Source organism: Luteimonas dalianensis, from assembly GCF_049339425.1.
Taxonomy (GTDB): Bacteria; Pseudomonadota; Gammaproteobacteria; order Xanthomonadales; family Xanthomonadaceae; genus Luteimonas; species Luteimonas dalianensis.
In genome coordinates, this window is record NZ_JBMPPO010000004.1 from 172570 (window position 1) to 188511 (window position 15942).

Annotated in this window: 13 protein-coding genes; 8 read left to right on the top strand and 5 right to left on the bottom strand. The window is 69.5% G+C overall.

Translation table 11 applies throughout. The annotated features are described in order from the left end of the window. From ACOZ90_RS07410 to ACOZ90_RS07435, 6 genes are all read left to right on the top strand, one after another. Positions 1 to 567 (top strand): ECF-type sigma factor, encoded by a 567-nt coding sequence (locus ACOZ90_RS07410; protein ID WP_422893015.1) that lies wholly within the window; start codon positions 1 to 3, stop codon positions 565 to 567. 101 nt (positions 568 to 668) lie between these two features. Next, the gene (locus ACOZ90_RS07415) at positions 669 to 3296 is read left to right on the top strand and encodes a serine/threonine-protein kinase (protein WP_422893016.1); all 2628 of its coding nucleotides are present in this window, start codon (positions 669 to 671) and stop codon (positions 3294 to 3296) included. Positions 3297 to 3430: 134 nt separating this feature from the next. Beyond that, entirely contained in the window at positions 3431 to 4603 is a 1173-nt protein-coding gene (locus ACOZ90_RS07420) for a hypothetical protein (RefSeq protein ID WP_422893017.1), read from the top strand. 7 nt (positions 4604 to 4610) lie between these two features. Continuing rightward, a complete protein-coding gene (locus tag ACOZ90_RS07425; RefSeq protein WP_422893018.1) occupies positions 4611 to 5357 on the top strand; it encodes a carboxypeptidase-like regulatory domain-containing protein in 747 nt (248 codons plus the stop codon). A gap of 32 nt (positions 5358 to 5389) precedes the next feature. Beyond that, on the top strand, positions 5390 to 5746 hold the full coding sequence (locus ACOZ90_RS07430; protein ID WP_422893019.1) for a hypothetical protein: 357 nt from the start codon (positions 5390 to 5392) through the stop codon (positions 5744 to 5746). A gap of 288 nt (positions 5747 to 6034) precedes the next feature. Continuing rightward, on the top strand, positions 6035 to 7948 hold the full coding sequence (locus ACOZ90_RS07435) for a hypothetical protein (RefSeq protein WP_422893020.1): 1914 nt from the start codon (positions 6035 to 6037) through the stop codon (positions 7946 to 7948). Positions 7949 to 8051: 103 nt separating this feature from the next. Here ACOZ90_RS07435 and ACOZ90_RS07440 read toward each other — a convergent pair whose 3' ends face one another. The 4 genes from ACOZ90_RS07440 to ACOZ90_RS07455 all read right to left on the bottom strand — a co-directional run bounded on the left by ACOZ90_RS07440 (position 8052) and on the right by ACOZ90_RS07455 (position 12854). After that, the gene (locus tag ACOZ90_RS07440; protein ID WP_422893021.1) at positions 8052 to 9713 is read right to left on the bottom strand and encodes an amidohydrolase; all 1662 of its coding nucleotides are present in this window, start codon (positions 9711 to 9713) and stop codon (positions 8052 to 8054) included. A 345-nt stretch (positions 9714 to 10058) separates the two neighbouring features. Then, positions 10059 to 11708 carry a chaperonin GroEL gene (gene groL / locus ACOZ90_RS07445; protein WP_422893022.1) on the bottom strand — a complete coding sequence of 550 codons (1650 nt, stop codon included), beginning with the start codon at positions 11706 to 11708 and terminating at the stop codon, positions 10059 to 10061. A 63-nt stretch (positions 11709 to 11771) separates the two neighbouring features. Continuing rightward, positions 11772 to 12062, bottom strand: a complete 291-nt coding sequence (groES, locus tag ACOZ90_RS07450) for a co-chaperone GroES (protein ID WP_422893023.1) — start codon at positions 12060 to 12062, stop codon at positions 11772 to 11774. A 318-nt stretch (positions 12063 to 12380) separates the two neighbouring features. Further along, positions 12381 to 12854, bottom strand: a complete 474-nt coding sequence (locus ACOZ90_RS07455; RefSeq protein WP_422893024.1) for an AsnC family transcriptional regulator — start codon at positions 12852 to 12854, stop codon at positions 12381 to 12383. Positions 12855 to 12990: 136 nt separating this feature from the next. Here ACOZ90_RS07455 and ACOZ90_RS07460 point away from each other — a divergent pair, with 136 nt between their 5' ends. Next, positions 12991 to 14274: a D-amino acid dehydrogenase gene (locus ACOZ90_RS07460; RefSeq protein WP_422893025.1), complete on the top strand. Its 1284-nt coding sequence runs from the start codon at positions 12991 to 12993 to the stop codon at positions 14272 to 14274. Positions 14275 to 14288: 14 nt separating this feature from the next. Further along, positions 14289 to 15383 (top strand): alanine racemase, encoded by a 1095-nt coding sequence (alr, locus tag ACOZ90_RS07465; RefSeq protein WP_422893026.1) that lies wholly within the window; start codon positions 14289 to 14291, stop codon positions 15381 to 15383. Here alr and ACOZ90_RS07470 read toward each other — a convergent pair. Further along, positions 15380 to 15862 carry an acyloxyacyl hydrolase gene (locus ACOZ90_RS07470; RefSeq protein WP_422893027.1) on the bottom strand — a complete coding sequence of 161 codons (483 nt, stop codon included), beginning with the start codon at positions 15860 to 15862 and terminating at the stop codon, positions 15380 to 15382. The two genes, alr and ACOZ90_RS07470, sit on opposite strands and share 4 nt — an antisense overlap. Positions 15863 to 15942: the final 80 nt, after the last annotated feature.

Genomic DNA, 15942 nt, shown 5'->3' on the forward strand with positions numbered 1-15942 from the left:
GTGGCCGACAGCGAAATCACCGTACTGCTCGCCCAGGCCCGCGCGGGTGAGCCCGAGCGGCTGTCGGCGGTGTTCGAGGCCCTGTACCCGGAACTGGTGCGGCTGGCGAACTCGCGCCTGCGCGGCAACGAAGCCACGATCTCCCCGACCGTGCTGGTGCACGAGCTGTTCCTGCGCATCACCCAGGGCAACCCGCTGCCGCTCAACGACCGCAACCACTTCTTCGCCGCCTCGGCCAAGGCGATGCGCTGGATCCTGGTCGAACACGCGCGCTCGCGCGGGGCCGCCAAGCGCGGCGGCGGCCAGGTGATGATCGAGCTGGACGAACAGATCCCCGGCGCCGACCCGGCGCTGACCAACGTGCTGGCGCTGGACGAGGGGCTGCAGGCGCTGGAAGCGATCAGCCCGCAGCGCCGGAAGGTGGTCGAGCTGCGCTGGTTCGGCGGGCTCGAGTTCGCCGAGATCGCGGCGATGCTGGAGGTCTCCGAGCGCACCGTGCACCGCGAGTGGGAGCGCGCCCGCGCGTTCCTGCAGGCCATGCTCGACGAGGACGGCGCTGGACCCTGAACGATTCGCGCTGGCGGGTCGGGCTGTCAGTCCTGGCTGCAGGATTTCGTGAACAAGGTGTCCAGACGCGCCGGTGAGTCCGGATCACAACGAGGACGATGATGGATCCCGACAAAATCGCGCACTGGCAGGCCGCCGATGCGCTGTTCGACCAGTGGCTGGATCTGCCCGCCAGCGAGCGCGACGCCTGGCTGGCGGCGCAGACGCTGCCCGAACCTGTGCGCCGGCGCCTGGCCCGACTCGTTGCCGCCCATCTCCAGCCGCGCGGCGGAATGGATCCCGCCGGCAGCAACCTCACCGGAAACCGGCTGGGCGACTGGACGCTGGACAGCGAAATCGGCCGCGGCGGCATGGCCGTGGTCTACCGCGCCTGGCGCGAACAGGGCATCGCCCGCCAGCAGGCGGCGGTGAAGATCCTGACCCTGGGCGCGCTGGGCACGATCGGACGCGAGCGCTTCCAGCGCGAGGCCGAGATCCTGGCGCGTCTCAACCACCCCAACGTCACCGCCCTGACCGATTCGGGCGTGGCCGGCGACGGCACCTGCTGGCTGGCGATGCCGCTGGTGGACGGCGAGCGCATCGACCGCTGGTGCGACGCCAACGCGCTGGACGCGCACGCCATCGTGCGTCTGTACCTGCAGGTCTGCGGCGCCGTGGCCTATGCCCACCGCAACCTGGTCATCCACCGCGACATCAAGCCGTCCAACGTGCTGGTCGACGAGGGCGGGCACGTGCGCCTGCTGGACTTCGGCATCGGTGCATTCGCAGACGCCGAGGGCGAACAGACCCGGACCATGTGGCGCGCCCTGACCCCCGGCTACGCCGCACCCGAACAGCTGCGCGGCGACCCGCCCAGCACCGCGGTGGACGTATACGGCCTGGGCGCCCTGCTCCACCGGCTGCTGACCGGGCGCACCCCGGAGGCAGGCACCGACAGCACCCGTTCAACCCGTCCTTCGCTGCTGGTGCGCAACGCCGGCGACGCCTACCACCGCCACTACGTGCCGCTGAAGACCGACCTGGACCGGGTGCTGCTCAAGGCCCTGGCCGAGGAGCCAGAGCAGCGCTATGCCACCGCCGAGGCCTTCGCCGACGACCTGCGCCGATGGCTGGACGGCCGGCCGGTACTGGCCCAGCAGCCGAAGCTGGGCTACCGCATGCGCAAGTTCGCCGCGCGCAACAAGGTTGGCGTGGCGGCGGCCGTGCTGCTGGCGGCCAGCCTGGCCGGCGGTATCGGCGCGACGCTGTGGCAAGCGGGCGAGGCACGGCGCGAAGCCGGGAATGCTCAGGAACAGGCACAGCGTGCCGTGCTGGTACGCAATTTCCTTGCGGGCGTGTTCGAGTCGACCGAACCCGCCTCGGGCACAACGCCCACTGCACTGGAACTGCTCGACGAAAGCGCGCGTCGCGCGCGCTCGGACGTCCTGTACACCGACCAACTGGCCGCCGCCGACATCCTGATGTTGACTGGCAGTGCAAGGGCGGAGCTGGACGACCTGCACAACGCCAAGGCCGACCTGGCGCAGGCGGCCAGGATCCTGTCGGGCAAGCAGACGCATGCATATCCCGAACGCTCCCGTATCCAGGCCGATCTGAGCCGCGTGTTCAGGCGGAGCGGCGAAACCGAAGCTGCGGTCATGCACGCGCGCCGTGCGGTCGACCTTGGCGCGTTGGCCATGGCGGAAAATGGCAGCGCGACGCCTTATCTCGACGCCAGGATCACGCTCGCCAGCGCGCTCTTCTTCACCGACCGCGACGCCTCCCGCGCCGAGTCCGAGGCGGTCATGGAGGCGTTGCCACGGCACGGACTCCAGGACACCGAAACCCACCTTGCCGCACTGTATGGCCTGGCCAGCGCTGCCTACATGTCCGGCGAGCCCGGCGCGGAACGGCACGTTGCGAACGCGGAGGAGATAATCCGGCTCTCGCGCCTGGTATACGGGCCTGGCAGCGGCCGCCATGCGCACACCCTTGCCGACAGCGCGGTCGTGTTCCTGGCGGCGGGGCATGACGACCGCGCCGGGGAGATCGCTTTCGAGGCGGTCGAGCTGGTCGATCGCATCTATGCCAACCCCCACTCCACCAAAGCCCTCGCGTACTGCGCCCTCGGCGGTTACCTCTACTACACCGGGCACAGCGCCGATTCGCTGCAATATTATTCAGTAGCTGACGCGATCCACGCGCAGCTCCCGAACAACGGGCAGCAGATCGAATCCTGCTTCAGAATGAGTGGCCACGCCCACCTGAGCGTGGGCAAGGTCGATATCGCGCTCGCAAACCTGGAGCGCGCCTGGCGGATCCTCGGGCAGCTCGACCACCGCGACACCAAGCAGGGCTATGACACCTGCGGCCTGCTGGCCACTGCCCAGCTGCGACTGGACAAGGTGGAAGAGGCGGAACACACCCTGGCCCAGTGCCCCCAGGCCGAGGGCGCACCGGTGGCCATCATGCGGATGCAGGCCCAGGCGGAGCTGCACTTTGCGCGCGGCGAGATCTCCGAGGCCACCGGGCTTGCCGCCGGGATCCGCCAAAGCCATCCGGCCGAGACCGACATCACCCGCACCCAGTGGATGCGACCCTGGATGCTGTCGCTGCTGCTGGCGCGCAGGTCGGGCGACGCTGCGGCCCAGATGGAACTGGCCGCGGCGCTGGGCGACCTCGGGGACACCCCTCCGCTTTCCCACTGCCTTGCCTTGCCCAACGAGGCGAACTGTCTGGCGGTGCCGTAGCCCGGCATTGGCCTTCCCGGCTGCACGCCCTGCCGGGCTGTCAGTTCCCACCCCCCGATTGCGTGGATGAGGTGTCCGGACGCACCGGGCACGGCCGGGCCGCCGTTCGGCCCCCTCCACCGGGTGGTTCCGACATGCATCGTTCCCGTTCCCTCGTCTCCGCGGCGCTGGCGCTTGCACTGGCCGCCGCTGCATCCACGCCGGCCGCCGCACAGGATGCGCCGGCCGAGCTCTACATCGACGTCGCCACCCACGCCATGCCCGGCATGGGCGGCATGGGCGTGCTCGGCCGCCTTGCAGGAGGCGTGACCGGCGGCAACGCCCACTACGGCATGGCGCGTCACCCGGGCATGCCCGGCAGGTACATGGACGTCGCCCTGCACAGCAGCGCCCGGCCCGGCGCACCGGCCAGCCAGGCCGTTCCCCGGGGCCTGCGCCTGGGCGATGAGATCGACCTGCTGGCGCCCGCCGCGCGGGAAAGCAGCAACGGCGGCACGAACGGCGCGACCGGCGGCCACGCGCTTGCCGACGGCGGCCCCTACACCATCCGCTACTACTGGGGTTGCGGCGAACAGGTGCGCTCCGGCCAGCCGGCGACGTTCACGATGAGCGTGCGCGACGGCAAGCCGGTCAACAGCGGCCGCGCCATGACCCCGCGCAGCGTGCCGCAGCGCGGGATCAGCGCCGGCCCCGAGTATGCGCTCTGGCCGAATCCCTCCAGCCGCAGGTCGGTGTCGGGGAAGGCCTCGCTGGCCGGTTCCCACCAGGTCAGCGGCGAGGGCGTGCCGGCCTCGATGCGGTTCGACCTCGGCCCCGCGCACGACTTCCTGCCCGAACTCGAGCTCGAGCGCGAAAGCAACGACCACGGCACCCTGCTGAGCTGGAACGGCGTCGAGGGCGCCCGCGCCTACTTCATCCACGCCACCGTGATGGACGGCGACGCGATCGTGATGTGGAGCAGCGCCGCCGACGCCTACGCGGGTCCGGAGCTGGTCGACTTCCTGCCCGAGTCGCTGGTCGCGCAGTGGACGAAACAGGGCACGCTGCTGGGCAGCGACGCGCGCAGCTGCCAAGTGCCGGAGGAGGTGTTCGCGGCCGGCGCGCCGATGGTGCAGATGATCGCCTACGGCAACGAACGCACCATCACCGACGACTCCGCCCGCCCCGGCTGGAGCGTGCGCGTGCGCACCAAGTCCACCGCGATGCTGATGCCGTCCGGCGTCGCCGCGCCTTCCGCGCGCGAGGTCGGTGAAGAGGCCGCCGGCGAAGGCGCCAAAGGCCTGCTGCGCGGGCTGTTCCGCCGCTGACATGGCCATGGCAAAGGCTTCCATGACCATGCTGGCCACCGTGTTGCTGCCGCTGCTGTCCGCCTGCGACGGATCCGGCGCCGCCGCAACGGCCAGGCCGGAAAGCGGCTACGCCACCGGCACGGTCGTCGACACCCGGGGCAACCCCATCGCCGGCGCGAAGATCCTGCTCGACAACACCGTCTTCTACGCCTCCTACATCAACGGCTCCACCGCCGAAGACGGCAGCTATCGCCTCAAGGTCCAGCCCGGCGCATGGCGCGCCTACGCCACGATCAGGAAGGACTACAACGGGCGGACCTATTCGCTCGACCTGCATCCGGACAGCATCGATTCCTTCGACGACAGCGGCGCGGTGCGCAACTTCACCTGGAAGCTGGAAGGGCGCAAACCGGACAGCGAATGGGGCTACTACGGCGGACTGGTCAAGGTCTTCAACGAGACCGGCTTCTACGAAATGGAGGACGTCGAGATCACGCTGGAGCCGGAAGGCCCGCTGATCGACGGCTCGGAAGGCAGGACGCTCGTGCTGCGGCCGGGGGACAACTACTGGCGGCAGCTCGCCTACCTGGAGGACATCCCGATCGGCCGCTACACGGCCAGCGCGGTGCTCATGGACGGCGAGTCCAGGCAGCCGCTGAAGCTCCGCGATTGGGACACCGAGGAGGAGCCCGCAGAGAACATGCAGCTTGAATTCATCCCCGACTCGTCCGGCAGTCCGGACAGCACGGCGACCATCGCCATCGGCTACTGAGCCCCATGCAGACACTCAAGGAACGCCCGATCATGAAATTCCAGGCCATCGTCCACGCCGCCGCGCTGTCCCTCGCCGGGCTGGCCTTCGCCGCCTGCACCGTCAACGCCAACCCGGTCGCCGCGCGCGTCGACTGCGGCACCCCCGGCCCGCACGGGGTCGACTGCACGGTCACCCGCACCGGCGGCGACGGCGCCTTCCAGGCCTGCTGGGATCTGGTCATCACCTGCAGGAACGAGGGCGTGATGAGCGCATCGGCCTGCCACGGGATGGCCGGGGGCCAGGGCCTGTCGACGCAGAACATGCCGGTCGCGGACTTCTCCGGCCAGCAGACCTGCGACGCGCCCGCCTCGGGGCAGGTCGAGCGCCTGCGGATCATCACCAAATGATGCGGCGTACCGCGCTGCCAGAGGCGAAATGCCGTTGGCTGTTCCGCCTGGGCAGCCTGTCCCTCGGCTTCCGGTTCCATTTCCATCCGGAAGGAGAAGCCCCCGGGCTCGCAGGCACCGTGTACTACGAGGCCCGGTAAGCCGTTGCCGCGCGTGCCCGGCGCGGCAAGGACCGGGCCGCTGATCCAGACCCCGCCAGCTGTCAGTTTCCGCCATGCGTTCGCGTGGATGGAGGGTCCGGCATGCGCATGCGGCCACTTCACCACCAACCCGACAAGGAGAAAGACAATGCACCACGCCACCACCCGTACCGCACTCAAGCTCGTACCGCTCAGCCTCGCCCTGGGCCTGGCCTTTGCGCTTCCGGCCAAGGCCGACCCGGCCGGCCCCGGCTGCTGGGTGTTCAACTCCACGACCGGGGAATGGGAACAGGACAACAGCGCCAGCCGTACCGAAGGCAACGAACACTCCGGCCACGCCGGCGATGCCGGCACGCCCAACAGCACCTGTACCGCAAACGCCAGCGCCTACGGCGAAGGCAACAACGCCAGTGCCTCGGCCAGCACTGCCGTTGGCGCCAACAATATCGCCCGTGGCACCGGCAGCACCGCGGTCGGTGGTTCCAACACCGCGAGCGGCTCAAGCAGCACCGCGGTCGGCGACCGGAACATCGCCAGCGGCGTGCAGACGTCGGCCATCGGCCACCGCAACACCGCTGTAGCCCAGAACAGCGCAGCCGTGGGCACCTCCAACACGGCCGAGAGCGGCGCCGCGTTCGGCATCGCCAACACGAGCAGCGGCACCTACGCCAACGCGTTCGGCTGGCAAAATACCGCCAGCGGCGGGAACGCCAACGCATTCGGCTACTCCAACACCGCCAGCGGCGGCGCCAGCACCGCTTTCGGCGCCCACAACACGGCTGCCGGCGGATCCGCCTCCGCGGTGGGCTTCCGGAACACTGTGGGCAACTCGCAGTCCAGCGCCTTCGGTTACATGAACGAGGTCACGGCCAACAACGCGGCCGCCGTCGGCTACGCGAACAGCGTCAGTGGCGGCGGCGGCAACGCATTCGGCCACTCCAATGAAGTGACCGGCAGCGGCGGCAACGCGTTCGGCACGAACAACACCGCCGAAGGTGAGCGCAGCAGTGCCTTCGGCTACCTGAACACCGCCAGCGGCTTGCGCAGCAATGCCTTCGGCTACGATTCGACGGCCGCGGGCCATCAGAGCTTGGCCATTGGCGTGCGGGCCAATGCCGCCGGTTACGAAGCCCTGGCCATCGGCAGGGAGGCCACGGTGCTGGCGGAAGGCGGCACGGGTGCCACCGGCAGCGGCGGCATCGCGATCGGCGTCAATGCCCTGGTCGAGGTGGAGGCCACCAACTCGGTGGCGATCGGTGCCCGCTCCACCGCCAGCGAAGCCAACACGGTTTCGGTGGGCAGCACCGACAACCTGCGCCGGATCACCAACGTGGACGACGCGACCGGCGGCACCGACGCGGTCAACCTGCGCCAGCTTCAGGCCGCGCTGGACGGCGTGGTCGGCGGCGGCGGGGTGACCGAAGCGCGGGTGCGCGAGATCGCCGACGCCGGCGACGCCACCACCCTGACCGCGGCCAACGACTACACCGACGCCCAGATCGCCGGCCTCGACCTGGTCAGCGAAACCCGGGTACAGGAGATCGCCGACGCCGGCGACGCCGCCACCCTGGCCGAGGCCAACGGCTACACCGATGTCCGCGAAACCGCGATCCGCGCGGACATGGAGGCAGGCGACGAAGCCACCCTCGCCGAGGCGAACGAGTACACCGACGCGCGCAGCGCCTCCACCCTGTCGTCAGCCAACACCTACACCGACAACGCCATCCAGGCACTGGTCGGCTTCGACACCGACGGCATCAACAGCCGGCTGACGACGCTCGAGGACCGCTTCGACGACTTCGACCACCGCCTGCACCGCCAGGACCGCCGCATCGACCGCATCGGCGCGATGAGCACGGCCATGCTGAACATGGCGATCAACGCCGCCGGCACCCAGAGCGAACGGGGTCGCATCGCCGTGGGCGCCGGCTTCCAGGGCGGCGAGCACGGCCTGTCGATCGGCTACGGCAAGCGCATCGGCCGCACCGCCTCGTTCTCCATCGGCGGCGCCTTCAGCAGCGGCGAAGCGAGCGCCGGCATCGGTTTTGGCGTGGACCTGTAACTCCGCTCCCCCTCCGCGCCAACCGGGCCCCCGCAGGAATGCGGGGGCCTTTTTGTATCCGCACGCAAGGCACCAGCGCGGTGCGCGCCAATGGAGCCGCGAATCACTCGGCTTCGTACACCACCCGCCCGTCCACTACCGTCACCAGCGCGCGCGTGTCGCGGATCGCTTCCGGGGCAATGTCGAAGATGTCCTGCGACCAGACCACGAAGTCGGCCAGCATGCCGGGGGCCAATGTGCCCTTCTGGTGCTCCTGGAGCTCGGCGTGAGCCGAGCCGACGGTGTAGGCGCGCACGGCTTGCTCGACCGTGAGCTTCTGTTCCGGGAACCAGCCGTCCGGATGCCTGCCGTCGAGGGTGGCGCGGGTCACCGCGGCGTGGACGGTGAGCATGGGATCGAGCGGGGCCACGTACCAGTCGGTGCCCAGCGCCAGCCTCACGCCGGCGTCGAGCATGCTGCGGAAGGGATAGGTGCCGGCCAGGCGCTTGGCATCCAGCCGCCGGTGCGCCCAGCGGCCGTCGTCGATGGCGTGGTAGGGCTGCACCGAGGCGATCACGTCGCCCTCGGCGAACCGGCGGATCAGGCCGTCGTTGAGGTGCTGGGCATGCTCGATGCGGAAGCGACGGTCGCGTTCGCCGTGTTCGCGGGCCACCTGTTCGAACACCTCCAGCGCCTCGTGGTTGGCGCGGTCGCCGATGGCGTGGATCATCACCTGCAGCCCGGCCTCTTCGGCGCCGGCCACCAGGTCGGGATGGCGGCTGGCCTGCTCCAGCGCCAGGCCGGTGGAGTCCGGCTGGTCCAGGTACGGCTCGAAGAACCAGGCCGTGGTCGAGCCCAGGCTGCCGTCGGTGAAGCCCTTCAGCCCACCCACCCGCAGCATCGGCCCGCCAAACGCGGCGCGGATGCCGGCGCGCACCCAGCGCTGGTAGTCACCCAGCGGCGAGACCGCATAGATCCGGGTCTTGAGCCGGCCCTGGCGCGCCAGCTCCTGGTATACGCCCGGCCGGTTCGGCCCCATGTCCTGCACGCTGGTCACGCCCAGCGACGCGGCGTGGTCGGTGGCCGCCTGCGCGACCGCCAGCGCCTGTTCAAAACTGCGCTCGGGAATCACCGCCGAAACCGCGGCCATCGCATCGTCCTTGAGCACCCCGGTCGGCTCGCCCTCGGCGTCGCGTACGATCTCCCCGCCCGGCGGATCCGGCGTGTCGCGGGTGAGCCCGGCCAGCTCCAGCGCCAGGCTGTTGGCCAGCGCCATGTGCCCGTCCAGGCGCTGCACGAACACCGGGTTGTCCGGCGTCGCCGCGTCGATCAGCTGGCGCGTGGGCAGGTCGTTGGGATTCCAGCGCTCGTGGTCCCAGTTGCCATTGAGTATCCAGGCGCCTTCCGGCAGATCCGCGGCAAAGTCCGCTATCCGGCGCGCGAACTCCCGCTGCGAATCGGCATCGCGCAAGTCCACCGACGACAGCCCCTGGCCGCCGTCCATGAAGTGCACGTGGCTGTCGTTGAAGCCGGGCAGCACCAGCCGCCCGCCGGCGTCGATCACCCGGGTCGACCCGCAGGCCAGCCCGCGGACCTCCTCTTCATCTCCGACAGCCGCGATGCGCGACCCGATCGTCGCCAGCGCATTCGCACGCGGCATGTCCTCATCCAGCGTGCGGATGTCGGCATCGACCACCAGCAGGTCGGCGCAAACGGGCGCGGCGAGGGCACCAGCCGGCAGGGATCCGGCGGTCAGAACCGCGGCAAGGGACAGGATCAGCTTCATCAGGCGCACTCCATCGTGAGAGTCGACCGTCGACAGGTCCGACGGACACCCGCACAAGGTAGCCATTCTTCCCCCACCCACAAAGCACACGCGTCGCCACGTCGGCGCCGTCCCCGCAGCCGAGCCCCGCCGTGGCCGGGAGGCCTTTGCGCGTAAGTAAAGGAGGAGGCCGTAGCCGCAGGCGAAGGCCGGGGGACATGGAGCGCAAAGGGTTCCCGGCCGCGGCGGGGCCCGTCAGCCCACCGCGACAACAGTCACGTCTCCCACATCTGTAACGGACGTCCAAAAGAAAACCCCGCCTCGCGGCGGGGTTTTCCGTGTTGCGGTACGGCAGATGGGGCGGGATCAGAAGCCCATGCCGCCCATGCCACCCATGCCGCCCATGTCGCCGCCGCCCGGCATGGCCGGCTCTTCCTTCTTCGGAAGCTCGGCCACCATGGCTTCGGTGGTGATCATCAGGCCGGCGATCGAGGCCGCGTTCTGCAGCGCCGAGCGGGTGACCTTGGTCGGATCCAGGATGCCGAACTCGATCATGTCGCCGAACTCGCCGTTGGCGGCGTTGTAGCCGTAGTTGCCCTGGCCGTCCTTGACCTTGTTGACGATGACCGAGGGCTCCTCGCCGGCGTTGTCGACGATCTCGCGCAGCGGGGCCTCCATCGCGCGCAGGGCGATGGCGATGCCGTGGGTCTGGTCCTCGTTGGCGCCCTTGAGCTCGCCGATGGCCTGCAGCGCGCGGATCAGGGCGACGCCGCCGCCCGGCACCACACCCTCTTCAACCGCGGCGCGGGTGGCGTGCAGGGCGTCTTCGACGCGGGCCTTCTTTTCCTTCATCTCGATCTCGGTCGAAGCGCCGACCTTGATCACGGCCACGCCGCCGGCCAGCTTGGCCACGCGCTCCTGCAGCTTCTCGCGGTCGTAGTCCGAGGAGGTCTCCTCGATCTGCGCCTTGATCTGCTTGATGCGGGCCTCGATGTCGGCCACGTCGCCGGCGCCGTCGATGATGGTGGTGTTCTCCTTGGTCACCTGCACCTTCTTGGCGCGGCCCAGGTCCTGGATGGTGGCCTTTTCCAGCTGCAGGCCCACTTCCTCGGAGATCACGGTGCCACCGGTCAGCACGGCCATGTCTTCCAGCATCGCCTTGCGACGGTCGCCGAAGCCCGGGGCCTTCACGGCCACGACCTTGACGATGCCGCGGATGGTGTTGACCACCAGGGTCGCCAGGGCCTCGCCCTCGACTTCCTCGGCCACGATCAGCAGCGGCTTGCCGGCCTTGGCCACGCCTTCCAGCACCGGCAGCAGGTCGCGAACATTGGAGATCTTCTTGTCGTGCAGCAGGATGAACGGATCATCCAGCTCGGCGCTCATCGACTGCTGGTTGTTGATGAAGTACGGCGACAGGTAGCCGCGGTCGAACTGCATGCCCTCGACCACGTCCAGCTCGTTGTCCAGGCCCGAGCCCTCTTCAACGGTGATCACGCCTTCCTTGCCGACCTTCTTCATCGCGTCGGCGATGATCGAGCCGATCGACTCGTCGGAGTTGGCCGAGATGGTGCCGACCTGGGCGATCGCCTTGTCGTCGGCGGTGGGCTTGGAGATGTTCTTCAGCTCGTCCACGGCGGCGCGCACGGCCTGGTCGATGCCGCGCTTGAGGTCCATCGGGTTCATGCCCGCGGCAACCGCCTTGGAGCCCTCGCGGATCAGCGCCTGGGCCAGCACTGTGGCGGTGGTGGTGCCGTCACCGGCGCTGTCGGAGGTCTTGGAAGCGACTTCCTTGACCATCTGCGCGCCCATGTTCTCGAACTTGTCGGCCAGCTCGATCTCCTTGGCGACGGACACGCCGTCCTTGGTGATCGTGGGGGCGCCGAAGCTCTTGTCGAGCACGACGTTGCGGCCCTTGGGGCCGAGGGTGGCCTTGACGGCATTGGCGAGGGTGTTCACGCCGCGCACCATCTTCGAGCGCGCGTCCTCACCGAAACGGATTTCCTTGGCAGCCATTTGCTAACTCCGGAATGTGATGTCTTGTGATTGGGGGGATATGGGGATCGAAAGAGCCGCGGATCAGCCCAGGATCGCCAGGATGTCGTCCTCGCGGACCACCAGGTACTCGGTGCCTTCCAGCTTCACCTCGGTGCCGCTGTACTTGCCGAACAGCACCTGGTCGCCGACCTTCACCTTCGGCGCGCGCACGTCGCCGTTGTCCAGCGCCTTGCCGTCGCCGATGGCCACGACTTCGCCCTTGATGGGCTTCTCGGTCGCCGAATCCGGGATCACGATCCCGCCGGCCGACATCTTCTCTTCCTCGGTACGCTTGATGACCACGCGGTCGTAAAGCGGCTTGATATTGCTCATGTCGATCCTCGTCAAGTGATTGATCGGGTTGGAAATTGGGCGGCGATCTTAGCACTCCACCCTTGGGAGTGCCAAAGCCGCGGGCAGCAAGACCCGGCGAACCGGGCGTGACCCGAACATGGGGCCCCGATTTCCGGGTTCAAGGGCAAGCAGGGGAAATTTTCCAGCGCTGGATGGAATGTTCCACGGGCGGGCCGGCGGGGTAGCCGCAGGCGGAGGCCGGGGGACATGGAGCGAAAAGGCCTCCCGGCCGCGGCGGGGCCCTCCAGATCATCGCGCCGCACCCAAGCCAACGCAGCCTTCCCGAACCACCCCGCGTCAATCCGCCAGCGGAAGCTCCAGGGTCTCCTTCACCTCCTCCATCACGATGTAGCTCCGCGACTCGCGCACATACGGCAGCGTCAGCAGCGTGCTCCCCAGCAGCTTGCGGTACGACGCCATCTCCGAAATCCGCGCCTTGATCAGGTAGTCGAAATCCCCCGACACCAGATGGCACTCCAGCACGTGCGGCAGCTTCAGCGCCGCGCGCCGGAACTCCTCGAAGATGTCACCCGACTTGTACGCCAGGCTGATATGCACGAACACCAGCAGCGCCGCCCCCGCCGCCTCCGGGGTCACCCGCGCGTGATAGCCGGTGATCACCCCGTCGCGCTCCAGCCTTCGCACCCGCTCCGCGCACGGCGTGGTCGACAGCCCCACCCGCTCGCCCAGCTCGGTGAAAGGAATGCGCCCCTCGCGCTGCAGGATGCGCAGGATCCTGCGGTCAATCCGATCCAGCCCTCGCCTGGCCATGCAAGCCTCCTCCAAACAGCGGGAAAACAGGATTTTTCCCCGATCTGTGGATCATAAACGGGAAATATCACTGCCATATCAAAAATATACTGGCCGGCCTCCCTGCTTTGACGCGATTGCACGCGAAGACATCACCATGCGCATCCTGGTTCTCGGTTCCGGAGTCGTCGGCGTCACCAGCGCCTGGTACCTGCGCCAGGCCGGCCACGACGTCGTCGTCGTCGACCGCCAGCCCGAGCCGGCGATGGAAACCAGCTTCGCCAACGCCGGCCAGGTCTCGCCCGGCTACGCCTCGCCTTGGCCCGCCCCCGGCATCCCGCTCAAGGCCATCAAGTGGCTGCTCTCGCGCCACGCCCCGCTCGCGGTCAAGCCCACCGCCGACCCGGCCCAGTACCGCTGGATGTGGCAGATGCTGCGCAACTGCACCAGCGCCCGCTACGGCGTGAGCAAGGCGCGCATGGTGCGCCTGGCCGAATACAGCCGCCTGTGCCTGGAGCAGCTGCGCCAGGAGCAGGGCCTGCAGTACGAACAGCGCACCCTGGGCACCACCCAGCTGTTCCGCACCCAGGCCCAGCTCGACGCCGCCGCCCGCGACATCGCCATCCTCGAACAGTACGGGGTCGCCTACCAGTTGCTCGACCGCGCCGGCATCATCGGCGCCGAGCCGGCGCTGGCGAAGGTACAGGACGACCTGGTCGGCGCCCTGCGCCTGCCGGGCGATGAAACCGGCGACTGCCACCTGTTCACCGTGCAGCTGGCCGAACTGGCCGCCCGCCAGGGCGTGGAGTTCCGCCAGGGCACCGTGGAGGCGCTGCAGGCCGGCGGCGGCAAGATCTCCGGCGTGCGCATCGACGGCCGCCTGGAGAGCGCCGACCGCTACGTGCTGGCCACCGGCAGCTGGAGCGCCCCCCTGCTCGCGCCGCTGGGCATCCGCCTGCCGGTCTACCCGCTCAAGGGCTACTCGCTGACCATCCCGATCCGCGACCCCGGCATGGCGCCGATCTCCACCGTGCTGGACGAGAGCTACAAGGTCGCCATCACCCGCTTCGACGACCGCATCCGGGTCGGCGGCATGGCCGAGGTGTCCGGCTACGACATGTCGCTGCCCGAACGCCGCCGCCAGACCCTGGAGATGGTGGTGCGCAGCCTGTACCCGGAGGGCGGCGACCTGGAGGCGGCCGAGTTCTGGACAGGCCTGCGCCCGTCCACCCCCGACGGCCCGCCGGTGATCGGCGCCACCGGCTACTCCAACCTGCTGCTCAACACCGGCCACGGCACCCTGGGCTGGACGATGGCCTGCGGCTCGGGCCGCTACCTGGCCGACCTGGTCGACGGCCGCACCCCGGCGATCGATCCGGAAGGGCTGGACATCTCGCGCTACGATCGACCCTGGCCGGTGGCACCGGCCGCCTCGCACTGACCGGCTGCCCCCACATGCGTCCCGCCCTCGCCCGGATCGACCTCGACGCCCTGCGCCACAACTACCGCCACGCGCGGCGGCTGGGCGGCGGGCGCGCGTTGGCGGTGGTCAAGGCCGACGCCTACGGCCACGGCGCGGTGCGCTGCGCGCAGGCGCTTGATGGCGAGGCCGACGGCTTCGGGGTGGCCTGCATCGAGGAGGCGCTGGAGCTGCGCGAAGCGGGGATCCGCGCGCCGATCCTGCTGCTGGAAGGCTTCTTCGAGGCCACCGAACTGGCGCTGATCGAACGCCACGGGCTGTGGACGGTGATCGCCTCGCCCTGGCAGGTGGAGGCGCTGGAGCGGCACCGGCCCGGCCGCGCCTGGACAGCCTGGCTCAAGCTGGACACCGGCATGCACCGGCTGGGCCTGTCGGCAGGCGAATTCGCCGATGCCTGGCAGCGGCTGCAGGCGCTGGGATGGGTCGAAGACATGGTCGCGATGACCCACTTCGCCCGCGCCGACGAGCTTGCCCAGCCGCGCACCGCACAGCAGCTGGACGCCTTCAACACCGCTCTGGCGGCGCTGCCGCCCGGCACGCCGGCCAGCGTCGCCAATTCGGCCGGGCTGATGGCATGGCCGCGCGCGCGCCGCGACTGGGTGCGCCCGGGACTGATGCTCTACGGCACCCACATGCTCGACGCCCCGTGCGCGGCCGCCGACGCGCTGCGCCCGGTGATGCGCCTGCAGTCACGCGTGATCGCGGTGCGCGAGCTGGCCGTGGGCGAGCCGATCGGCTACGGCGGCGGCTTCGTCACCGACGTGCCCACGCGGGTGGGCGTGGTGGCGATGGGCTATGCGGATGGATACGCGCAGTACGCGCCGATGGGCACGCCGGTGCTGGTCGATGGCGCGCGCAGCCGGCTGATCGGCCGGGTCTCGATGGACATGCTGACGGTTGATCTCACCGCGCATCCGCACGCAGGGGTCGGCACGCCGGTGGAACTGTGGGGCCCGGATCTACCGGTGGCCGAGGTCGCCGCGCACTGCGCCAGCAGCCCGTACCGGCTGCTGTCGGGCCTGAAGCGGGTGCGCCGCGAATACGCTGCGCCGGTGGAAGCGGCGGGCTAGAAGCGCCAGGCCGCCAGCAGCATCGTCTCGCCGTCGTTGGGCTGCATGATGCTGGCGTTGGAGATATGGCGGGCCAGCAGCGAGAAGCGGTTCCAGCGCCAGCCGACGGTGCTGACGAACTGCGGATTGCCCGACAGGGCATCGGTCTCGCCCACCTGCACGCCGGCGCCGAACCCGGCGGTAAAGCCGTTGGGCCGGTCGTAGCGCAGGCCGCCGTGGAACACGCCCACGTCGTCGTCCAGATCCAGGTGGGTACCGGAGCGTCCGGGCACGTAGATCGCGCCCAGCTCCCAGCGCAGGGTGCCGCCGTATGCCTGGCGCCATTCGGGCATCCAGGCGATCGAGGCGATGCCGGTGGTCTCCGAGTCGCGGGTGACCGAAACGCCGCCGGCCACTTCAACCTGGGCCTGCGCCTGGGCAAGCGGGACGACGGACAGGATGGCCAGGGCGAGGAAAGTGCGAAGCAGGAATCTGTGCATGGAAAAGACTTGTTGGATGCGGGCCGCACGAAGCAGGTGTACCCCTGTTCAGGGCCGGGAAGCTTAGCCCCCGGCACCTG

Coding starts and splice junctions, on each gene's coding strand:
- ACOZ90_RS07415 (WP_422893016.1), top strand. CDS start 669: ATGGATCCCGACAAAATCGCGCACTGGCAGGCCGCCGATGCGCTGTTC.
- ACOZ90_RS07420 (WP_422893017.1), top strand. CDS start 3,431: ATGCATCGTTCCCGTTCCCTCGTCTCCGCGGCGCTGGCGCTTGCACTG.
- ACOZ90_RS07425 (WP_422893018.1), top strand. CDS start 4,611: ATGGCAAAGGCTTCCATGACCATGCTGGCCACCGTGTTGCTGCCGCTG.
- ACOZ90_RS07430 (WP_422893019.1), top strand. CDS start 5,390: ATGAAATTCCAGGCCATCGTCCACGCCGCCGCGCTGTCCCTCGCCGGG.
- ACOZ90_RS07435 (WP_422893020.1), top strand. CDS start 6,035: ATGCACCACGCCACCACCCGTACCGCACTCAAGCTCGTACCGCTCAGC.
- ACOZ90_RS07440 (WP_422893021.1), bottom strand. CDS start 9,713: ATGAAGCTGATCCTGTCCCTTGCCGCGGTTCTGACCGCCGGATCCCTG.
- groL (WP_422893022.1), bottom strand. CDS start 11,708: ATGGCTGCCAAGGAAATCCGTTTCGGTGAGGACGCGCGCTCGAAGATG.
- groES (WP_422893023.1), bottom strand. CDS start 12,062: ATGAGCAATATCAAGCCGCTTTACGACCGCGTGGTCATCAAGCGTACC.
- ACOZ90_RS07455 (WP_422893024.1), bottom strand. CDS start 12,854: ATGGCCAGGCGAGGGCTGGATCGGATTGACCGCAGGATCCTGCGCATC.
- ACOZ90_RS07460 (WP_422893025.1), top strand. CDS start 12,991: ATGCGCATCCTGGTTCTCGGTTCCGGAGTCGTCGGCGTCACCAGCGCC.
- alr (WP_422893026.1), top strand. CDS start 14,289: ATGCGTCCCGCCCTCGCCCGGATCGACCTCGACGCCCTGCGCCACAAC.
- ACOZ90_RS07470 (WP_422893027.1), bottom strand. CDS start 15,862: ATGCACAGATTCCTGCTTCGCACTTTCCTCGCCCTGGCCATCCTGTCC.